This window comes from Dyadobacter sp. BE31 (assembly GCF_031457695.1).
Classification (GTDB): Bacteria; Bacteroidota; Bacteroidia; order Cytophagales; family Spirosomataceae; genus Dyadobacter.
Genome location: NZ_JAVDXA010000007.1, coordinates 38,051 through 58,701 on the forward strand (window position 1 = coordinate 38,051; position 20,651 = coordinate 58,701).

The following is a 20,651-nucleotide window of genomic DNA, read 5'->3' on the forward strand; positions in this document are numbered from 1 at the left end:
AAAAATTAAAAACAAATCAATTAAACATCCTGTTAAATGAAAAAGTTAGCAACTTGGTTATTGGCAATGTCGGTATTATCCGCATCGTTCGTAGTTGTGTCGTGTAAAACTGATGATGATGGTGAAGATCCGGGCCCAACGGCTCCAGTGGGCGAAACAATTACCGTAAAAGGAACGATTTCGGCTTCGACAACCTGGAAAGCTGCAAACAAATATATTCTGGAAGGTTTCGTATACGTTGACAACGGTGCTGTGCTGACTATCGAGCCGGGAACGATCATCAAAGGCGATAAACTGACGAAAGGTACGCTGATCGTCAAGCCGGGTGCGAAAATCATGGCGGAAGGTAGCGCTACCAAGCCTATCGTATTTACTTCTTCTTCTGCAAAAGGCTCACGTAACTATGGCGACTGGGGTGGTATCATCCTCCTCGGAAAAGCACCGGTGAACAAGACTCCGGCCACGATCGAAGGTGAAAACGTATCTACTTTCGGTGGAACGGATGCTGCCGACAACTCAGGTACTTTGAAATACGTTCGTATCGAGTTCGCAGGTATCGCTTTTGAAACCGATAAAGAGATCAACGGTCTTACTTTCGGCGGCGTGGGTTCAGGAACTACTATCGACTACGTACAGGTTTCGTACAGCGGTGACGATGCTTACGAGTGGTTTGGTGGAAGTGTGAATGCAAAACACCTTATCTCTTACCGTACACTGGACGACGATTTCGATACAGACTGGGGTTTCAGCGGAAACGTACAATATGCAATGGCTTTGAGAGACCCGGCTGTTGCTGACCAATGCTCTTGCTCGGATTCAAATGGTTTCGAGTCCGACAACGACGCCTCCGGATCAGGTGCTTCACCTAAGACAAGTGCTAAATTCAGCAACGTAAGCATCTTCATCGGCCCTGGAAGCCCGAATGCAAAATATCGCTCAGCGTTCCGTATCCGTAGAAACTCAGCTATCAGCATTTACAACTCGGTGGTTTCTGGCGCTTATCCTAAGGGTGGTCTGGAACTGGAAGGTGACTCTACACAAGCTAACTTCAAGGCAGGCCGTTCGGATTACCGCGGTTTGGTGTTGACAGGAATGACAAAAGCCATCGTATCGGGTGATACAACTTTGCTGAAAGATGCAGCCCGCAAAAACATTTTCGGTGCAGACCTCGCTACTTTGAAACTGGATGCGGCATACAATACGCTTGGCGCAGGTTTGAAAGTACTTCCACAGGCAGGCTCTCCTTTGCTGACAGGCGGTGTTACATTGCCGGCAGGGTTTGAAGCTAACGCTTACATCGGAGCTTTCGGTACCACAGACTGGACAACCGGCTGGACCAACTTCGATCCTCAAAATACAGAGTACTAAGATCTTATATAATTGGTGTCAGAATTTCAAAAAAGCCGGGGGCGTTGCTCCCGGCCTTTTTTGTTGCCGACGATTTAATCCAATCCCTGCGTGATCGTCCAGGTATAGTCCGGATTCAGCGTGGCATTCATCGAAAAAATGCCGTAGGGAAATTCAATCTTCACCGCATTGATTTCCGCCGGATCCAGTACCTGGCCTTGCTTCACATCTGCGAACGTTGCCCAGTAGTCGAAACGGGGAGAAAACCGGAAATACATGTTGGGCTGCGCCTGTACGGCAAACGCAACCGCGCCCGACATGCCGATACCCACACTGGCCTGGTTAATGGCAGTGGTGTTGTCGGACATGATGTTCAGCGAACCCTGCGGATACGCATTTTTCTTGTTGACAAATTTGTAATTACCGTCTTCCTTGGTAAGCGTTATGTCGTTGTTTTCCGTCAAACTGGTAGGAGAATTCTCGCCCGCATTAAAAACAACCCCGGGCCTTAAAGCACCGGTCTTGCCCCAGAAGAAATAGAGCTCCATATTCCAGGAAATGGCTAACTGCGAATGCGGCCCAGCTTTTTCCACGCGCCACGCAAGCGGAAAAACATCCGGGTTAGGGCTGTTATGGTTTTGCTGGAAAACGCAAAAGCTCCCTGATGAATCGGAATTGTTGACAAAATTGATTGTGAAGGTAGGCATAAGTAACTGAGAGGTTTAAGGTTAATTCAAATGCATAAAGTAACCGGCCTGTCAATCTACTTCTACTTCCTATTAAGCGGATAAGTAGAAGGTTCTATGTTACGAAATCGTTTTTTCTAACCGTGTATATTTATCAATTAAGCGGTTAACTAATTTGTTGTCAATGATTTGTGGTTTGGGTGAGTGGCGTAGTTCGCGCCTTTCCCACAAGTGTCCCGGCAGTGACACACATAAAGTCATCTCAAAGTTGTTTCTTTGCAGCAAAAAGCTCCCCGGGTAAACCATCCTATTTTATGTTTCTGGCGGGTGATAAAAATCGCATGCATGAATCAAATTGACGTTTGTATTAATTACTACGGAAAGCCGTACCACACTGCCGTAACCCTTCTGACACTTTGGAAACACTCTTCCAGGCACATTCATAAGATTTATCTGGTCATTGAGAAAATACAGCCGTATTACCAGTACGATGCTATTCCCTTGTTAAAGTATTTCCTCAAAGACTTGCCGATCGAATACGTCTATCCGCAGTACTTTTATTATTCCGGTAATCCCGAGGAGTCGTGGCTTGCAGATCCCGAAAAACGGTATGGTCTCAAATACCAGTATGCGCTCGAAAAGTCGGACAAGGAGTTTTTGTTTATGTCCCACAATGATTGTCTTTACGAGGATGATTTGCTGGGGAAAATGCTGACAACGGCAAAAGAGGAAACTGCTGTGGGGAATGCCTCAAAGAATGGTGCCGGAACCGTTGCGGGGATAGGTTTGGTGGGCCAATGCTGGAATTGCCCTGCATTTTCTGCCAAACTTTGCGACGGCAGCCGCTTTGAAACTTTCGTGCCGACCAAAGAAGAACTGAAAGAACTGGTAGATACCTACAATCCGCCGCGCGCGCACATACATTATAAACTGATTGACCGGGAAATCATCCACCCGCTGCCTGAATGCCGGCTAAACGAATATGCCTGTCTGATCAATGTGCCGGTTTATCGGAAAAACGTAGTTCCGACCGGGGACATCCTGCCTTTTGGCGGAAGCTGGCACGGCACCGACTGGGGCGCAATCTGGTTCCATTCGCTGTTCAACCGGGGCTACAAGTTTATCAATTTCCCCTTCGAGCCGCATATGCAGCACGCCCCGTTCTCGAACAACGGAAGCGGGCACCGCGCGGATACCGAGTTTGATTTGTATAAAAACTCGGAGGAGGGAGCTAAAACCTACTTATTGTCCCATAATCTGATTCCGAAGGACATTCCTTTTTCGCTGAAATTGGAGCGGCAAGCCATCAGAACCAAACATCAGATCAGAAACGTATTGATCAAATTGAAGGTGAAATTGATGGGTTAATGCGACTAGGGATGGGTATTGATCACCAGTACCCCATTGCCGCCCCGTGCTCCGAATGCGGCGGAACTCCCGTAACGGATCGCGGAGACAGATTTGATATCCCGTACCGTGAGCGAGTTGAGGATGGGAATAACGGTATCGGCACCGCTGTAAAAGACCTTGTCCAGCAGGAGCGCGACAGTGTTGTCAAAGCTGGCATTCGCGTTAAGGTTCGTGTTATTCTCGATAAAATGGACTGTATGTGTGTTGGATGCCGCATCGTAGGTTACCCGCAGGCCGGGGATCTTTTTCAGCAGGTCAAAAACAGTGCCCGAATTGTCGCTTTCACTCACCGGCAGCACGTAATCCGGCCTGACCAGGCCATCGCCTGCTTTGTCCCCCGTTTGTAAAAGCCCCTCTTTGTCCAGAAGCGTCTGCTGTGCCTCAACAGCCGGTAGTTTTAAATCCATAGTTGCGGTTTCTTTCACCTGCCCCGCATTGGGAAGGAGTGCCACGGGTGTCGGAGGCGCCTCGTCCTGGTCTTTGGGTAGGGGATAATCGATCGGCAGCATATCCGCGAAACCCTCCCGCGCCCATGTATCGTGAATGGTGATCCCGTTCGGGGCTACCAGCCAGCCGTTTTCCGTAAATGTGCAGGAAAAGTTGGGCAGCACAATCTGCGAATATTTGAACGGATAGTCGGAAAATACCGATGCGCTGTTATAAAGCCGCCGTTGAAAAACCAGCACCGGATACCGCGAATGCAGCACAAAATACCCCTTGTTCTGATCAAAAAAACAGATGGAATCGGCGGTAACGGGTGTAAAATTGCCGCTGGTCACCTCGCGTTCGAGCGGGATTTTGGTGAGGTAAAATTCGCGGGTGGTTTTCATCGAGAAGATTTCAATGCCGGCGGCTTCGAGGTTCTTTCGGGAAAGCGACACCAGGAAATTGCGGAATGAGTCTTTAAATGCAGTTTCTCTGTTGCGGAGCTGCTTTTTCTGCTTGTCAGGATCTTCGGCAAGCAAGGACTCAAAGAATTTATAGCCGGAAAGGAAAGTTTTCTTTCCATTGGATTCAAACCTGCTCATATGGAAGCGGACCCGGTAACCCAGCGCGGAATTGTCTATCACGACCGGCTCGCTGCTTGTCGCTGTCACGCGCCCGCTGGCTTCGTCGAGCCCGAGCGTAATGGATTCGGGGTTCATGATTTTGCATTGCCTCGCAAATGGGGAGTCGCCGAGCAGCCCGTTTAAAAATATCCGCCATTTCCGGTTCCAGTGCCTGTCGCGTTTACCTATGACGACCACTTCACGGATCACATTGTTCAAGTCGAGCTTGAACACCACGTTCGCGGTGCGCCCGGGTGTTGCCTGTAACTGTTTTACCTCGGGTTTGTAACCTACAAAAGAGGCAACGAGCTCCACTTTTTGATGCCGTGCAGGCACAGTCAGCTGAAAGTTGCCGGCTTTGTCGGTAGCAGTGCCAATGGAAGTGTTGTTGATGTAAACAGCCACGGATGGCAACCGTTGGCTGTTTTCGCCGTAAACGGTACCCGCGATGTGCCAGGTTTGGTCCTGTGAACGGCATGGGGCGCAGAGGCTGAGTAAAAGGAGGCAAAGCCAGCCCCATGACAGTCCGGTAACTGACCATGCACGGGCAATTCGGTAAAATCCGTTATCGAACATACGCCAGCGTTTGAGGATACAACTATTTGGATGTAAAATAGTAAACTTGCGTTACAACTGATAGCATCACCCGGATGCATGATGCCTGGTTTCCGTTTTACCGGAATGCCTTGTAATTTCGCGCTTCGAAACTATAAAGAAAGAGGCAATGGATCTAGGTAACGTATTGAAACAGATTGAGTTTATTAAAGAAATTGACAAACTCAAATACATTCAAAGGAAAACCAAACTTTTAAACAGCGACCGGAACGAAAACGACGCCGAACACAGCTGGCACCTGGCGGTAATGGCCGTTGTACTGGCCGGGCATTCCAATGTGCTGGTGGATGTTCTCAAAGTCGTGAAAATGGTCCTGATCCATGACATCGTGGAGATCGACGCGGGCGACACCTTCATTTACGACACCCAAAAAAGCCACACGAATACAGACAACGAGCGGCTCGCAGCGAACCGGATTTTCGGGATGCTCCCCGAAGAGCAGGCCAGCGAACTGATCGCCGTTTGGGAAGAGTTCGAAGCGGGCGAGACGAGCGAAGCCAAATTTGCCCGGTCGATGGACCGCCTGGAACCACTCCTGCAAAACAGCTCCAACAATGGCGGCACCTGGCGCGAGTTCGGGGTGAAATATGAAAAAGTGTACGAGAAAAAGAAGGTGATCAAAGAAGGGTCCGAGGCGCTGTGGGCCTATGCCGAAGGCGTGATCAACGAAAGTGTAGAAAAGGGGATCCTGGAAAAGTAACCGGTAGCTCGCAACGCGCCGGTAGGCCCCCGGCGGCGCGTTGGTCTACGTTTTCAACGGTTCGTCTACATTATTTTTCCGGGCGCAGGTATTTGATTTCCTTTGGGTAACATCAAATGCTTTGCTATGAAAACGCTCAGAAACTTGCTCATAATCACCGTTCTGGTGTTGGTTCTGGTCTGCTTTACCCGCCCACGCGGGTTCGTTCCGTTCAAGCCCGTGTACACGTGGAAGGAAATCCTACCGGCCGGAAATGGCTCGCACCAGTACGAATGGAAACCCGGCACATTTCCGATGGGGCTCGTACCGCACGCCGCATTTAACGGTAACCTCTGGATGGTAGGCCAGGAAGCGTCCTGGTCGTCGGCAGACGGCATTACCTGGACCCGCCACGGCAAAAACGACTGGGGCGAACGCATCTGGCTGTCTGGCATTTACTTCGGCGGCAAGCTCTGGCAAACCGGTGGAATGCGCTACCAGGAAAGGGAACTCACGGATGAAATCTGGAATTCGGAAAATGGTTCTGATTGGCGGAAAGTGGCCAACGGCAAATGGGGGCCGCGAAAGGGCCATGCATTAGTTGTTTTCAAAAACAAGTTGTGGCTTTTCGGCGGTACTTCCAAGGTATCGAGGGATTTCGAATCACTCGAAATGAAAAACGACGTATGGTCGTCGCCGGATGGCCTGAAATGGACGCTGGAAACAGCGCAGGCACCGTGGTCGCCACGCGATTTGCCGCACGTGGTCGCTCTGCGCGACACCTTGTATATGGTAGGTGCCCAGGGAATAGCTGATGTGTGGTGCTCGGCCGACGGCAAAAACTGGACGCAGCTTACCGCGAAGGCAGGCTGGAAGAGCCGGTACGACATGGGTGTGCACGTATTCGACGGCAGGCTCTGGGTATTCGGGGGGCGCGACCACAATCCCGATCATCACAAAGGCGCATTAAATGACGTGTGGTATTCTTCTAACGGTACCGACTGGTTCCGCCACGCCGATCACGCCCTATGGAGTCCCCGGAGCGGTGGTAGCAGCGTCGTATTCCATGATCAGCTGTGGATTTTCAGCGGGAAGCACACGGGTGCCGATCCGGCATGGAAAGGGGATGTGTGGGCGCTGCAAAAGCGATAGGGAAGCGATGATTGTCGCCCGGTGGTGATATGGGAAAAATTAAATTAAAAACTTTAATCACAATATATGACTAAGAATTAGGGTGTTCCGGCTTTTAACTTCTGAAAGGTGCGTAAAGACAGGAAATCCATGAAGTTACGAGCGAAGAAGTTTGCTTTTTTGAAGTGGGGAAAATGGGCCGCTGCGGCTTGTGCGGGTATGCTCGTCCTGGCGCGCTGCGGCGTGGATAAGCCGGAGGACGTGAAGCTGGCGTTGAAGGACCTACCCGCGGAACTGGATTTTAATTACGATGTCAAACCGATTCTCTCGGACAAATGCTTCGCCTGCCACGGGCCGGATGCTAAAAAGCAAAAGGGCGGACTACGGCTGGATACCGAGGAAGGGGCGTACAAAGCGCTGAAAAACGCGAAAAACGGCAAAGGGAGTATGCGCCACGCGATTGTCCCCGGCGATCTGGCGGCTAGTGAGGTTTACAGCCGGCTCATTTCGCAGGACCCGGACTTGAAGATGCCGCCGCCTGCCTCCAATCTCAAATTATCGACCAAAGAAGTCGCGGTGCTCACGCGCTGGATTGAACAGGGAGCGAAGTACAAGCCGCATTGGTCGTTCATCAAACCCGAAAAACCGACGGTACCCGAGCCGAAGCAGGTCGGATGGGCCCGCACACCGATCGATCGTTTCATTCTGACGAGACTGGAAAAGGAAAAACTTTCGCCTTCGTCGGAAGCCAGCCGGGAAGACCTGATCCGCCGGGCGAGTTTCGACCTCACGGGCCTGCCGCCGACACTCGCTGAGATCGACGCATTCGTGGCCGATCAGTCGCCCGATGCTTATGCGGAACTGATCGACCGCCTGCTGCAATCGCCGGCTTACGGCGAGCGGATGGCCAGTGAATGGATGGACGTTTCGCGGTATGCCGACAGTGACGGTTATCTCGATGACAAACACCGCGATTTTTCGCCCTGGCGCGACTGGGTGATCAGCGCATTCAACCGCAACATTCCCTACAACCGGTTCGTCACCATGCAGTTGGCAGGCGATCTTTTGCCTGATAAAACCAAGGAAACCATCCTCGCTACGGCTTTCAACCGCCTGCATAAGAAAAGCTCGGAAGCCGGGATCGTTTTTGAAGAATACCGGGTGGAATACAATGCCGACCGCGTGCAGACGCTGGGGCAGGGGATACTGGGGCTCTCGGTGCAATGCGCCCGCTGCCACGACCACAAGTACGACCCGATCAGCCAGGAAGCCTATTATAAAATGTTTGGGCTTTTCAATAGTACCAACGAAACCGGAAGCCCCGTTTACGGTCCCGATCAGACGCCCGGCCCTGCATTACTGCTCACCAGCAAGGAAAATGAGGAAATGCTCCGCTTTTTCGATCGCAAAATCACGGGACTCAGCAACCGGCTTACACATGTCAATGACAATTCGGAGGAAGACTTGCGAAAGTGGCAGAACGCGGGTGTACTATCGGAAAAGCTGCTCGATCAGAAGCTTCGCGAGGGAATGGTAGCCTATTACCCATTCGAAAAAGCCGTGAAAACGGCCGATGGTAAGATGGTTATGCCCAATGCGCTCAATGCCAAACAGCTGGCGCAGTGCAACGAAATCATTCTGAAACCCGGCGTGAAGGGTAATGCCTATTTCGTGTCGGACTATAATTCCATCAAACTAGGCAACAATATCGGCTGGCATGAACGGACGGAGCCTTTTTCGGTGGAATTGTGGATCTACCCGAACACAGTTTATCCGGACGCCGGTATTTTTTACCATTGCGAAGACCTGCGTCTGGGCTACAAAGGCTATTCGTTGCGGCTCGCCAATAACAAGTTACAGTTTATCATCGCACATTCTTACCCGCAAAACGCCATCCAGGTGAGCACCATCGCGCCCGTACCCGTGAAGCAATGGACAAAGGTTACCGTCACTTACGACGGTTCCAGCAAGGCATCGGGAGCGAAGATTTATGTGAATGGGGAAGCCGCGAAAACCGGGGTCGATTTTGATAACCTGTACAAGGGTATTTTGTATGAAAAGGATATTCATACTTACGGTTTCCAGGGATTTATGGTCGGGCAGCGCAACCTGCTCATTCCTTTTAAAGATGGTGGGATCGACGAGTTGAAAATCTACGACAAATCGCTGACAGCCCTTGAAGTTTTATATAACCATAACCCGAAAAAGGCCGCTGAAATGCTGAAAATGCAGGTTTCGGCTGATCAGCAAGCGATGGTGAAGGAGTTTTACAATGCGCATTTCAATGCAAAAGCGCAAATGCTGCGCGATAGCCTGAAAGTGCGCATGGACGAGCAAAACAAGCTGATCAACAGTGTTCCAGAACTGATGGTGATGGGCGACCTTCCCAAACCGCGGCCAACTTACCTGCTCACGCGCGGTGCGTACAATGCGCCCGGCAAACGGGTGACGCCCGGTGCGCTGGATGCGGTAATGCCGTTCGAAGGGAAGTTTCCGCAAAACAGACTGGGTCTTGCACGCTGGCTTTTCGACAAAAACAACCCGCTCACCGCGCGGGTGTTCGCGAACCGCGTTTGGCAAATGCATTTCGGAAACGGCATTGTGCGCTCTTCGGCCGACTTCGGTAATCAGGGTAATCTGCCGTCGCATCCCGAACTCCTCGATTGGCTGGCCGTCGATTTCATGGAATCCGGTTGGAATATCAAAAGGCTGCACAAGCTCATCATGCTTTCGGCCACCTACCGGCAAACGTCCAAAGCCACACCGCAACTGCTTGAAAAAGATCCGGATAATGCATTGCTGGCAAGAGGCGCCCGGTTCCGTTTTACTGCCGAAATGATACGGGACAATTCGCTTGCTATCAGTGGGTTGTTGGTGCGTAAAATTGGCGGCAAAAGCGTTTATCCCTATCAGCCCGCCGGCCTGTGGGACGAGCTGAGCGATAAGGTATGGCGCTACAAATACCAGCAGGAGCCGGGCGAAGGACTGTACCGCCGGAGCCTCTACACGATCTGGAAACGGACATCCCCACCGCCGTCGATGCTGATCTTCGATGCGCCTGAACGCGGCGAATGCGTGGTGAAACGTCGGGCTACTGCTACACCTTTACAGGCATTGGTGCTGCTCAATGACCCGCAGTATGTGGAGGCGGCCAGGGCATTGGCCGAGAAAGTGCTGCATACGTGTAAAACGGGAGGGCAGGATGCAACGGGATTGGCATTCAGGCTGATAACCGGCAGGAAACCCGACCAGACGGAGCAGCGGATACTCGGCGCGTTTTATGCCGATGAGCTGAAACGTTTCCGCGCGAAGCCCGCGCAGGCGCTCGAATACCTGCGTACAGGCGAGCGCAAGTGGGACACAACGCTGCAACCGGCGGAAATAGCCGCCCTCGCGACCGTTTCCAGTTCGATTATGAATACCGACGAGGGGCATACCCGCAAATAATATGGTTATGGAAGATCTGAAAAAGGTATTAACGCAACTCAACCGCCGCGACTTTCTCACGAAGGCCGGCCTCGGTTTCGGTTCCATCGCGCTTTCGAGCATTTTGCAGGCCGGTACTTCACCTGGCGCACGGAGAGAGGAGGCGGGAGGTGCTGAATCGGCCGTGGCGCCGTTTGTCCGTGGACCGCATTTCTCTCCGAAAGCGAAGCGGATTATTTACCTGTTCCAAAGTGGCGGGCCGTCGCAGCTGGAAACATTTGATTACAAGCCTGCATTGGTCAAATGGCACGGCCGGGAAATCCCGGATTCGATTAAATCGACGCAGCGGAATTCGGGGATGGTAGCAGGACAGTCGACCTTCCCGCTCGTCAAATCGATTTATGATTTTAAGCAATACGGGCAGTCGGGTGCGTGGGTGAGCGAGCTTTTGCCTTACACCGCAGGCATTGTGGACGATTTGTGCATTGTCAAGTCGGTGTTTACGGAGGCGATCAACCACGAGCCGGCGGTGATGTTCGTGCAAACCGGTTCGCAGCAGAGCGGCCGGCCGTCGATGGGCTCCTGGCTGAGCTATGGATTAGGGTCTGATAATCAGAACCTTCCGCACTTTATGGTGTTGATTTCCAAGGGTGTCAGTGGTGACCAGCCATTGAGCACGGCTGCCTGGGCCAATGGTTTCCTGGCATCGCATCATCAGGGCGTGCAGCTAAGGGCTGGGAAGGATCCGGTGCTGTATCTGCAAAATCCGTATGGCGTGCATAAGGAGGACCGGCGGCGCGCTCTGGACCGCATTAAGGAACTGAACGAGCACCAGTTTACGCTTTGGGGCGACCCGGAAATACAGTCGAAGATCAGCCAGTACGAAATGGCTTATAAAATGCAGACGTCCGTGCCCGACGCGGTAAATACGTCCGACGAGCCCGATTATATCTACAAAATGTACGGCGAAGATGCCCGACGGCCGGGAACATTCGCCGCCAACTGCCTGCTCGCACGCCGTATGGCCGAGCGCGATGTGAAATTCATTCAACTCTATCATATGGGTTGGGACCAGCACGGCGATTTGCCCAAAAACATTGCAAAACAGGCCAGGGACGTCGACCAGGCGTCGGCTGCATTGGTGAAAGACCTCAAACAGCGCGGATTGCTGGAAGATACGCTCGTGGTTTGGGGCGGGGAATTCGGCCGCACGAGCTTTTCGCAAGGGAAGCTCACCGCCGATAATTACGGCCGCGACCATCACCCCGGCTGCTTTTCGATGTGGATGACCGGTGGCGGCATTAAAACCGGGCAGGTGTACGGCGAAACCGATGAATTCAGCTACAATGTCGTGAAGGATGGTGTGCATGTGCATGATTTCCAGGCGACTTTGCTGCACCTCTTCGGGCTCGATCACGAGAAGTTGATATTCAAGCATCAGGGGCGGCGATACCGGCTTACCGATGTGCACGGCAAGGTGATCAACGGATTGATCGCCTAAACCCGACGCACGTGCGAAAGAGACGCTGAACTTCTGGGGGAACCGGATAGAGGTGAAGAACCTGGAAATTTACATGTCGAACCGGCTTGGAAATAGGGGGCCTTACTTTCGATCCGCCAGCCGCCGCTTTGCTGGATCTGATGCAGCCGGTGGTACAGGCCTTAGCGGGCGAAGTGGAATCGTCTAACGATGAAATGTTGGTAGCAATCGATTCGAATGGCGTATTTCGGAAAATGCCGTCAGGCATGCAACAACAGCGCGTCGTTGTTGCATGCCTGACGGCATTTTGAGGCAATCGGCCCAATTGCGTTTCCTACCAATATTGCATGCCTAACGGCATTTGTTCCCCGATCAATAACAATCCCCGACAACATCCTTGACGATCAATGACAATCCCTGACTATCAATGACAATACCTGACCATCAATGACCATCCCTGACAACATCCCTGACGATCAATGACAATCCCTGACTATCAATGACCGTCCCCGACCGCACCTGACAACCCCTTAATTCCGATAAACCAGATTCCCGCGATGCACAAGTGCCTTCACGGGCGAAATACGGGCAACAGCCTCGGCCGAGCAACTCGCATCTACCAACACCACACTCGCTTCGTCACCGGCCTTGGGCCATTGCTGTTTTCCTTTTTCGTCGAGCGGCAGGATACCGCATGTAGCTAATTTGAGGCAGCGCGAGAGGTCCAGTTCCGTCGACTGGCCGTAAAGCTGCGCCATCAGGTTGGATTTCTGCAACACGCTCCCGGACCCGAATGTGTTCCAATGGTCCACAATGCTATCGTTGCCGGTCATGACGGTCACGCCATGGCGGTAGAGGGTAGGGATGGGCATAATGGTGCTACCAAACGGAATGGTCGAAACCACGCCTACACGTGCATGCGCGAGTTTTTCGGATACTTCTTCCAGTTTCGGTTTTTCGAGCCGCGCGAGCACGAAGCAATGGCTTAGGAATGTTTTGCCGGCCAATGCAGGGTTTTCAATGACCTTCTGCGTCAGGTACTCGACCGTTTTCAAGCCCGCCTCACCGCCTTCATGCAGGTGAATATCAATACCCTTACCATGATCGAGCGCGAGTTGAACGATGAAATCGATCTGTTTCTCGACGCTGCCATCGATGGCATTCGGGTCGAGACCGCCGATGAAATCGATATCCATCTCAGCGGCTTCTTTCATCCATTGCTCGGAATGCGAGTAGAAAACCCCGTGCTGCGGAAAAGCGACGAGTTCTGCACCGAAACTATCTTTCTTATTTTCAATGGCTTTTTGCAGGTTCTTCAACGAATCCAGCTTGGAAGTCGGCTCGATATTGACGTGGCTTCGCGCGAAATTCGTTCCCTTCGATTGCAGCAGCTCGATGATCTTCTCGGCCCGGTAGGTGGAGGTTTTGAGCATTTCGGGCAACGCTTTCCGCTCGAACGCGATCATATCCTTCACTGAACGGTTTTTCGCCGACCGCGCTTTCCAGGGGCCGCCGTAATAAGTTTTGTCCAAATGAATATGCATGTCCCTGAACGCCGGCAGCATCAGCTGGCCTTTGGCGTCGGTCGCATCGGCTTTGGGATCGTTGGGCAACACAGCCTTAATCTTCCCGCCTTCGATTTCTACCCGGAAAAGTCCTGTTTCGGTAGCCACTACCTCGTCGTCCTCATACACAAAACCCGTTTCCAGCCGCACGTTTTTCAACATCCATTTCTTCGCAGGTTTGTTGCCTGTTTCTGTCGCTTGCACCGCGCCGGAGGCGAATGCCCCAGCTTTTTTGACGAGTATTTCGCCTGCCAGCAACAGACCGGAACTTTGAATGAACGTTTTGCGGGAAATGGATTCCATGAGCCTGGGATTAAGGTTTATGCAAAGTTAACCCCGGCGGCGCGTTCAAACGATGCGCTATTTATGCCAAAACTTGTAGGATTTATAACGAATTTCGAAAGGCACGTGGTGACAAACCCGTCTGGGCCTTGAAGAAGTTGGAAAAATGAGGAAGGTCGCTGAAACCCAGTTCAAAAGCGATCTCCTTTGCCGATTGGCCCGAAACCAACAGCAAGCGCTTCGCTTCCAGGCCCACGCGGTTATGGATCAGGAATGTGGCGGGAACGTGTAAGTGTCTTTTACAGAGAATATTAAGGTAGTTGGGTGAAATATTGAGCTGGTCGGCATAGAATGCGACGGTCTTGTGGGTCTTGAAATGCGTATCCACCAGCGCGTGGTACTTGAAAAGGATCGGGTTAGCGCGGTAAGTGCCGATGTCCTCATAAATGCGCTCGGCCTCGCGGCTTACAAGCTGCAAAGCCACCCGGCTGCGAAGTTGTACCATATCCCAATCAACCAAGGCGGTATCCAGCTCGCCTTCCAGGGCTTCCAGCTCGTAGCATAATGCCTCGAAAACCGCATGGGGCAGATCGATCACCTGGTGGTTCCGGTAGGATATAAACGACAGCCGCAGAAAGTTGGAAGAAGTCTCGAAAGCACGCCGCCCGACCATCAGCTGAAACCCCGACGTCGCTTCATCGAGCTCCCAGCGGTGTACCTGGCCGGGAAACAGCAAATGCACCTGTCCATTGGCAACAGGGTAATCGACGAAGTCGATCGAATGCGTTCCGCCGCCCTGCTTCACGACAAAAAGCATGAAGAAATCGTGCTTGTGCGGCTTCTCGATCCGGCTTTTACCATCGACCTCATGGCGCAAAAGCTTGTAACCCGACTCCGCAGAAGAGTCGAAAGCATCGATGCCAAGGGTCGGAAACGCCGGTTTAGTATTCATAAGTTGAAATTACAAAAAATGCCGCAAGGGGGTTCCCGGTTCTTATTGTAAGGTCAAAGGAGGGATTTTGCAGGTAGCGTCAGCAGGCAGAAGTATTTGAAACTAAAATTTTTTAAAATATTAAACTATTAAATTGGTAGACTAAATAGTTTAATTAATTTTGTGCACCAGCCACCACCAAAATTGCGAATCCTGATGCGCCGCGGATAGCCCCGGCGCAGGAAAGGGTATGTGTCACTTAACAAACACCTGAAAATGAAAAGGCCTATTTATCAACTACTGGGGCTGGCGGCGGCATGGGTGCTGTCGGCATTTGCGGCAACCGACAATACTTACGAAGAGCAAATCCGCGACTGGCACCAGAAACGCGTCGAGAGTCTGAAAGCGGAATCGGGCTGGCTGAACCTGGCCGGGCTGTTCTGGCTGAAAGAGGGAAGCAATACTTTCGGCAGCGCGGAGCAGAATGATATCCTTTTTCCCGAAGGCAAAAGCAATGCATTTTTGGGCGAACTTGTGCTTCAAAACGGCAAAATCACGCTCAAAGCGAAGCCCGACGCACAGATTTTCAATGGCGACCAGCCTGTGACGGAGCTGGATATTTTCCCCGACGGCAAGCCCGTCACGCTGAAACACGGCCCATTGCGTTGGTTTGTGATCAAGCGCGGTGAAAAGTATGCGATCCGCCTGCGCGACCTGGAAGGCGAATACCTGAAAGGTTTTACGGGTATTGAAAGATACCCCGTGCAGGAAAAATGGCGGGTAAAGGCGCGTTTTGTACCCACACAGGGCCGCACAGTGTCGATTACCGATATTACCGGCCGTACCGACAACCAGGCCTCGCCCGGCAAACTCGTGTTCACGGTCGACGGCAAGGAGTACAACCTCGACGCCGTGGGCAAGCCGGAAAGCCTGTTCATTATCTTCGCCGATCAGACCAACAAGCACGAGACTTATGGCTCGGGCCGCTTCCTGTATTCTTCCGTAGAGGCTGACGGTACCGCATGGCTGGATTTCAATAAGGCCATCAACCCGCCTTGTGCATTCTCTCCCTATGCTACCTGTCCGCTGCCTCCCAAGCAGAACAAGCTGACGCTGGCCGTTTCGGCAGGCGAGAAGCGCTACGGAGACCACTGATCTGGCTCCGGGTTTTTCAAACATTACCCCATACTCCTTTGCTACGACCTTCAACAGGTGCCCTGCTTGCTGCGGGGCGCCTGTGCAGGGCGCTGCTGCCTTTGCATCCCTTTTTTTCACTCCCCAAACACATTTCAACATGATAAAACCTTACTTTACGAACTTACGTATAGATCAATACGGTAATGCCGGGCGCATCGCGTTGGCCGCGCTGATGCTCGGGCTGGCGACGCCGGAACAGACCTACGCCGCCCGGCCATTGGCTCCGGCGTTTGTGCGGGCAGATAAGCCCGTGTCGGGCGTGATACGCGACAAGGAGTCGGGCCAGCCGCTGCCGGGCGTTTCAGTGATTGTCAAAGGTTCTTCCAATGGCACTATCACCGATCAGGACGGCAAATACCAATTGATAGCGCCCGAAAATGCTACGCTGGTGATCTCTTTCATCGGCTATGCTTCCATTGAGAAGGCGGTTGGCGGGCAGACGCAGATTTCCGTCGAGCTGAGTGCTGATACGCGCCAGCTCAGCGAGCTCGTGGTGGTGGGTTATGGTACGCAAACGAAGTCGGAGTTTACCGGCTCGGCCGTTCGTTTGAAGGGCGAAGCTATTAAAGAGCAGCCGATCCAGAGCTTCGATCAGGCGCTTGCGGGGCGTGCGGCGGGCGTGAGCATTTCCCAGCCGAACGGCGTGCTCAACAACCCGCCGGTGATCCGTATCCGGGGTGTCAATTCCATATCGCTGAGCTCCTATCCGCTGGTGGTCGTGGACGGTATTCCGATCAATACCGGTAACGTCTCCACGAGCACGGCGGTACCAAACAACCCCCTGGGCGACATTAACCCGGCCGATATAGAGTCGATAGACGTGCTGAAAGATGCCGCCTCGACGTCCATTTACGGTTCGCGGGCGGCTGCGGGCGTCCTTTTGATTACTACCAAAAGAGGCAAAACCGGCAAGCCGAGGATCAATCTCGAATCGTGGGCAGGCGTATCCGAAGTGACACGGCTTCCGGAGCTCCTGAATGCCGAACAATACATCGCGATCAAGAACGAGGCGGTACTGAATGCGAAGATTTTGGGAGGGAATGAAAACAACGACAAGGTGCCGTCCGCATTGTTTTTCCAAAATACCAACCCCGACGGTAGCCCGATCGACACGCGCTGGTACGACTACATCTACCGCACCGGCGTTTCACAAAACCACAACCTGAGCGTTTCGGGCGGTACACAAAGCACCAACTATTATTTTTCGGCCAATTATAGCAAGCAGAACGGCTTTCTGCGCGCCAACGAATTTGACCGTAAATCGGCCCGCTTCAATATCGATCAGGAGGTGAACAGCTGGCTGAAACTGAACGGCAGTGTTTCCTATAATACGTCCAACAACGCATCGCCCTACGCCGGATCGTTGCCGGGTTCCAACTTCTTTCTCGTGGGCCTGGCGCGGTTAGCTATTGCATTGCCTCCCAATGTGCCGGCCTACAATCCGGATGGTTCGTACAATATCAGCACCACAAGCCCCAACACCATCGGGATGGGCAATAACCTGGTCGTGAGCAACTGGGGTAACCCGGTGGCGCAGCTGGATAAAAACCATTATACTTCATCCAACGACCGCATTATCGGTAGTTTTGCCGCGACGGCGCAGATCCTGAAAAACCTGCAATTCCGGACCAGCTATGCGATCGATCGCCTCCGTACCGAGACCAAAACCTTCGATAGCGCCTTGCAGGGCAATGGTTATTCCACCAAAGGCAATGCGGTGAATGTTTCGGCGCTGCGCGACAACTGGAACTGGACCAATACCCTCACATTCACGCCCACCTTCGGCAAGCATTCGCTGTCGGTACTTGCGGGGTATGATGTGCAGAAGTTCAATAATTCGGCCTGGGGCGCGTCGCGTTCGCAGGGGGCCGACCCGTTTTTCGAGAATTACCAGGGTAACTGGGGTTCCATTACGACTTCCGGGAACGAGCTCGACGAGCGTGCCTATCTTTCCTATTTTTCACGCGTGAGCTACGACCTTGCTAAGAAGTATTTCCTAACCGTCAATTTCCGTCGCGATGGCAATTCGGCACTGGGTTTTGACAAGAAATACGGGAATTTCGGCGGCGTTTCCGGCGGCTGGGCATTGTCGGAAGAAGCATTTTACAAAGACCTGAGACTGGCATCGGTACTGAGCTCGGTGAAGCTGCGTGCCAGCTGGGGACGTGTCGGGAACGGCAATATCAGCAATGCATTCGGTTCGCTGGAATTGTATAACGGCGGGCTTTACGGCAGCTCGCCCACATGGGCCATCTCGCAGGCGGGGAACTCGGATCTTGGCTGGGAAACGAGCCGCCAGACCAACATCGGTGCCGACCTCGGCCTGCTCGATGACCGCATTCAGGTGGATCTCACTTATTTCGACAACAATGTCGATGGCCTGATCCTCAGCGCGCCGCAGGCTGTTTCAAAAGGTATTCCGGGTAACTCCATCCTCCGTAATGTGGGTGCGATGTTTAACCGCGGGGTGGAGCTGGGCGTTTCGGCAAACATCATTCGCTCGGATGCGTTTTCGTGGAATGCGTCGGTGAATTTTACGAAGTTGAAAAACAAGGTTACGGCATTGTCGGACGGCAATACCGACATCGTGGGCACCACGCACGTGTCTTACGAAACCACGAACGTGACACGTGTGGGGCATTCGGTAGGTAGCTTGTATGGGGCTAAAACCGCGGGAGTCAATCCTGAAAACGGCCGGAGGGTGTTCATTAATGCAAAGGGGGAGAAGGTACAATACAGCCAGATCGTCGGACCGGGCGAAAGCAACTGGACCTATCTCGACGGCTCCAAAGCGGCGGCCATCACCGGTGCCGACTATTATCTGATCGGCGATGCGCTGCCGAAATGGTATGGCGGCTTTTCCAACACCTTCAAATACGGGGCGTTCGATGCTTCGGTGAACTTTACTTTTGCGGGCGGCAACTACGTCATGAACGGTACCCGCGCGACGCTGCTCGACCAGCGAGCTTATAACAACTCGACCGAAATCCTGAAACGCTGGCAGAAACCGGGTGACATTACCGACATTCCAAGGCTGGTTTACAACGACCAGCTGTCGAGCGGCTCGTCGTTTCCGGTGTCGACCAATGCGGAAAAGGCGGATTTCCTCCGCCTGCAAAACCTCTCGCTGGGTTACCGGTTACCCGCTTCGGCGTTTGGCAACTCGGGTATCGGGCCGGTACGCATTTACGCGCAGGGCTCGAACCTCTTCCTGCTGACGGGTTACAAGGGTACCGATCCCGAATCCTCGGTGAATGGCAACTCCAACACCACGCCGGGCGTCGAGAAGAACTCGGTAGGGCAGGCACGGACATTCACGCTCGGGGTAAATCTTAGTTTCTAATTATCAGGTATTTCAATCATGAAAATATTCAATCAAATAGGCCGTAAATCGATCGGCTGGGGCTTTTCCGTGGCATTTGCAATACTATTGCCGTCGTGCGATTCCGACAAGCTGCTGCATCCCGTTCCAGAGACTTCCATTACCGGGGCCAATGCCTTCGAAACGCCGGAGCGCGTGCTCGGGCTTGTGAATGGTATTTATAAATCGGCCAAAGGCGGTAATTTCTACGGTGGCAACTACTATACCTATTCGGAAGTACGCGGAGAGGAGTTTATCAACCGTACGAGCAACACCTTTACGGCTTTCGAAGCGTGGAACCATACCCTCAATGCCAGTTCCAATTTCATTGCGGGTTTCTGGGCGTCGGGTTATGAGACGATCAACAATGCGAATATCCTCATCAAGGGCATCGGGGAGCACCCTGGTGTGGTGAGCGAAACGCTGGCGAAACAATATGTGGCCGAAGCCAAGTTCGTGCGGGCATTGAGCTACTTCGCGCTCGTGACCGCCTATGCGAGACCTTACAATGAGGACCAGGGCGCTTCCAAGGCACTGCCGCTACGTTTGCAAGCGGAAACGACTACCGCCAACAATGATCTGAAACGGAGCACCGTCGCTGAGATTTACGCGCAGATCATCAAGGACCTGGACGAAGCCGAGGCAGGTCTGCCCCTCAATTACAGCACCGCATTGCTCAATACTACCCGCGCGCACCGAAATACCGCCATTGCGCTCAAAACAAGGGTGTATCTCAACAGCGGCCAATACGCGAAAGTCATCGAGGAAGCCAAAAAGATCGTTTCCGCCGCGCCGCCATTCGCCGCCGCTACCGGTGTGAAGCATCAGCTGGGCAACATTGTGGAGATTTTTACGACCAATTATACCAGCACAGAGTCGATTTTGTCGGTACCCATGACCGAGCTGGATAACGTGACCGGGCAAACGTCATTCCCTTACGTGATCAACGCCAACTCGGAATACAATCTCAACCCGGCGGGCATTTGGGGCGAGCCCGAATGGCGCCCGGCCGACCTCCGGCGCACATTCGCACGTACGGCCTCGGGCGTGCAGTTTCTCACCAAATATGCCAAGCCATCGCCTTTCCTGGATTACCTGCCCATTCTCCGCTATTCGGAAATATTGCTGAACTACGCGGAGGCTGCGGCCCGTACCGGCGATCTCGCCACGGCCACGGTACTGCTCAAAGCCGTCCGAACCCGCTCCGACGCGAGCTATGAGTTCCCGAAAGAGGCAACCGGCACGCAGCAGGCATTGGTAGCGACGATTCTCAAAGAGCGCCGCATCGAGCTGCTGGGTGAAGGGCTGCGCTCGATCGACATTCTGCGCAATCTGGTACCGTTTCCAGCCAAATCCGGCAACGGCTTGGTGGCGCCCGAGGTGCTGCCTTCCCAAACAAACTATGTCTTTCCTTTACCTAACACCGAAATCATCACCAACAAACTCCTGCTGGACTAGTGGTACATTCCCGGATCTTTCAGGATTTGTGTCC

The 20,651-nt window shown here is 52.9% G+C and carries 13 protein-coding genes; 9 read left to right on the forward strand and 4 right to left on the reverse strand.

The features are described 5' to 3' along the window. The first annotated feature begins 36 nt into the window (after positions 1 to 36). The gene (locus J2Y43_RS28125) at positions 37 to 1,368 is read left to right on the forward strand and encodes a T9SS C-terminal target domain-containing protein (protein ID WP_309990367.1); all 1,332 of its coding nucleotides are present in this window, start codon (positions 37 to 39) and stop codon (positions 1,366 to 1,368) included. A gap of 74 nt (positions 1,369 to 1,442) precedes the next feature. Here J2Y43_RS28125 and J2Y43_RS28130 read toward each other — a convergent pair whose 3' ends face one another. Continuing rightward, positions 1,443 to 2,054 carry a hypothetical protein gene (locus J2Y43_RS28130; protein ID WP_309990370.1) on the reverse strand — a complete coding sequence of 204 codons (612 nt, stop codon included), beginning with the start codon at positions 2,052 to 2,054 and terminating at the stop codon, positions 1,443 to 1,445. Positions 2,055 to 2,378: 324 nt separating this feature from the next. On the opposite strand from J2Y43_RS28130, the gene J2Y43_RS28135 reads away from it, so the two are divergent. After that, positions 2,379 to 3,401, forward strand: a complete 1,023-nt coding sequence (locus J2Y43_RS28135; protein WP_309990374.1) for a hypothetical protein — start codon at positions 2,379 to 2,381, stop codon at positions 3,399 to 3,401. A 5-nt stretch (positions 3,402 to 3,406) separates the two neighbouring features. On the opposite strand, the gene J2Y43_RS28140 is transcribed toward J2Y43_RS28135, so the two are convergent. Further along, positions 3,407 to 5,068: a TonB-dependent receptor gene (locus tag J2Y43_RS28140; RefSeq protein WP_309990378.1), complete on the reverse strand. Its 1,662-nt coding sequence runs from the start codon at positions 5,066 to 5,068 to the stop codon at positions 3,407 to 3,409. A 148-nt stretch (positions 5,069 to 5,216) separates the two neighbouring features. Here J2Y43_RS28140 and J2Y43_RS28145 point away from each other — a divergent pair, with 148 nt between their 5' ends. The 4 genes from J2Y43_RS28145 (at position 5,217) to J2Y43_RS28160 (ending at position 11,844) form a co-directional block, all read left to right on the forward strand. After that, positions 5,217 to 5,807, forward strand: a complete 591-nt coding sequence (locus J2Y43_RS28145; protein WP_309990381.1) for an HD domain-containing protein — start codon at positions 5,217 to 5,219, stop codon at positions 5,805 to 5,807. Between the two features lie 126 nt (positions 5,808 to 5,933). Further along, a complete protein-coding gene (locus J2Y43_RS28150; RefSeq protein WP_309990385.1) occupies positions 5,934 to 6,938 on the forward strand; it encodes a hypothetical protein in 1,005 nt (334 codons plus the stop codon). 129 nt (positions 6,939 to 7,067) lie between these two features. Continuing rightward, on the forward strand, positions 7,068 to 10,364 hold the full coding sequence (locus tag J2Y43_RS28155; RefSeq protein ID WP_309990387.1) for a DUF1553 domain-containing protein: 3,297 nt from the start codon (positions 7,068 to 7,070) through the stop codon (positions 10,362 to 10,364). 7 nt (positions 10,365 to 10,371) lie between these two features. Then, positions 10,372 to 11,844: a DUF1501 domain-containing protein gene (locus J2Y43_RS28160; RefSeq protein ID WP_309990390.1), complete on the forward strand. Its 1,473-nt coding sequence runs from the start codon at positions 10,372 to 10,374 to the stop codon at positions 11,842 to 11,844. Positions 11,845 to 12,353: 509 nt separating this feature from the next. On the opposite strand, the gene J2Y43_RS28165 is transcribed toward J2Y43_RS28160, so the two are convergent. Continuing rightward, a complete protein-coding gene (locus J2Y43_RS28165) occupies positions 12,354 to 13,691 on the reverse strand; it encodes an amidohydrolase family protein (protein WP_309990392.1) in 1,338 nt (445 codons plus the stop codon). Positions 13,692 to 13,773: 82 nt separating this feature from the next. Next, entirely contained in the window at positions 13,774 to 14,622 is an 849-nt protein-coding gene (locus tag J2Y43_RS28170) for a helix-turn-helix transcriptional regulator (protein ID WP_309990393.1), read from the reverse strand. 255 nt (positions 14,623 to 14,877) lie between these two features. Between J2Y43_RS28170 and J2Y43_RS28175 the strand changes: the two genes are divergently transcribed. The 3 genes from J2Y43_RS28175 (at position 14,878) to J2Y43_RS28185 (ending at position 20,617) form a co-directional block, all read left to right on the forward strand. After that, a complete protein-coding gene (locus J2Y43_RS28175) occupies positions 14,878 to 15,756 on the forward strand; it encodes a DUF1684 domain-containing protein (protein WP_309990396.1) in 879 nt (292 codons plus the stop codon). 139 nt (positions 15,757 to 15,895) lie between these two features. Then, on the forward strand, positions 15,896 to 19,141 hold the full coding sequence (locus J2Y43_RS28180; protein ID WP_309990399.1) for a TonB-dependent receptor: 3,246 nt from the start codon (positions 15,896 to 15,898) through the stop codon (positions 19,139 to 19,141). 18 nt (positions 19,142 to 19,159) lie between these two features. Further along, complete coding sequence (locus J2Y43_RS28185; protein WP_309990403.1) at positions 19,160 to 20,617, forward strand: RagB/SusD family nutrient uptake outer membrane protein; 1,458 nt, start codon at positions 19,160 to 19,162, stop codon at positions 20,615 to 20,617. Positions 20,618 to 20,651 lie beyond the last annotated feature (34 nt).

What these genes read in the sequence shown, in the direction of transcription:
- J2Y43_RS28185 (WP_309990403.1), top strand. Translation starts at nt 19,160, where the DNA reads ATGAAAATATTCAATCAAATAGGCCGTAAATCGATCGGCTGGGGCTTT.
- J2Y43_RS28135 (WP_309990374.1), top strand. Translation starts at nt 2,379, where the DNA reads ATGAATCAAATTGACGTTTGTATTAATTACTACGGAAAGCCGTACCAC.
- J2Y43_RS28150 (WP_309990385.1), top strand. Translation starts at nt 5,934, where the DNA reads ATGAAAACGCTCAGAAACTTGCTCATAATCACCGTTCTGGTGTTGGTT.
- J2Y43_RS28130 (WP_309990370.1), bottom strand. Translation starts at nt 2,054, where the DNA reads ATGCCTACCTTCACAATCAATTTTGTCAACAATTCCGATTCATCAGGG.
- J2Y43_RS28125 (WP_309990367.1), top strand. Translation starts at nt 37, where the DNA reads ATGAAAAAGTTAGCAACTTGGTTATTGGCAATGTCGGTATTATCCGCA.
- J2Y43_RS28180 (WP_309990399.1), top strand. Translation starts at nt 15,896, where the DNA reads ATGATAAAACCTTACTTTACGAACTTACGTATAGATCAATACGGTAAT.
- J2Y43_RS28165 (WP_309990392.1), bottom strand. Translation starts at nt 13,691, where the DNA reads ATGGAATCCATTTCCCGCAAAACGTTCATTCAAAGTTCCGGTCTGTTG.
- J2Y43_RS28155 (WP_309990387.1), top strand. Translation starts at nt 7,068, where the DNA reads ATGAAGTTACGAGCGAAGAAGTTTGCTTTTTTGAAGTGGGGAAAATGG.
- J2Y43_RS28170 (WP_309990393.1), bottom strand. Translation starts at nt 14,622, where the DNA reads ATGAATACTAAACCGGCGTTTCCGACCCTTGGCATCGATGCTTTCGAC.
- J2Y43_RS28145 (WP_309990381.1), top strand. Translation starts at nt 5,217, where the DNA reads ATGGATCTAGGTAACGTATTGAAACAGATTGAGTTTATTAAAGAAATT.
- J2Y43_RS28175 (WP_309990396.1), top strand. Translation starts at nt 14,878, where the DNA reads ATGAAAAGGCCTATTTATCAACTACTGGGGCTGGCGGCGGCATGGGTG.
- J2Y43_RS28160 (WP_309990390.1), top strand. Translation starts at nt 10,372, where the DNA reads ATGGAAGATCTGAAAAAGGTATTAACGCAACTCAACCGCCGCGACTTT.
- J2Y43_RS28140 (WP_309990378.1), bottom strand. Translation starts at nt 5,068, where the DNA reads ATGTTCGATAACGGATTTTACCGAATTGCCCGTGCATGGTCAGTTACC.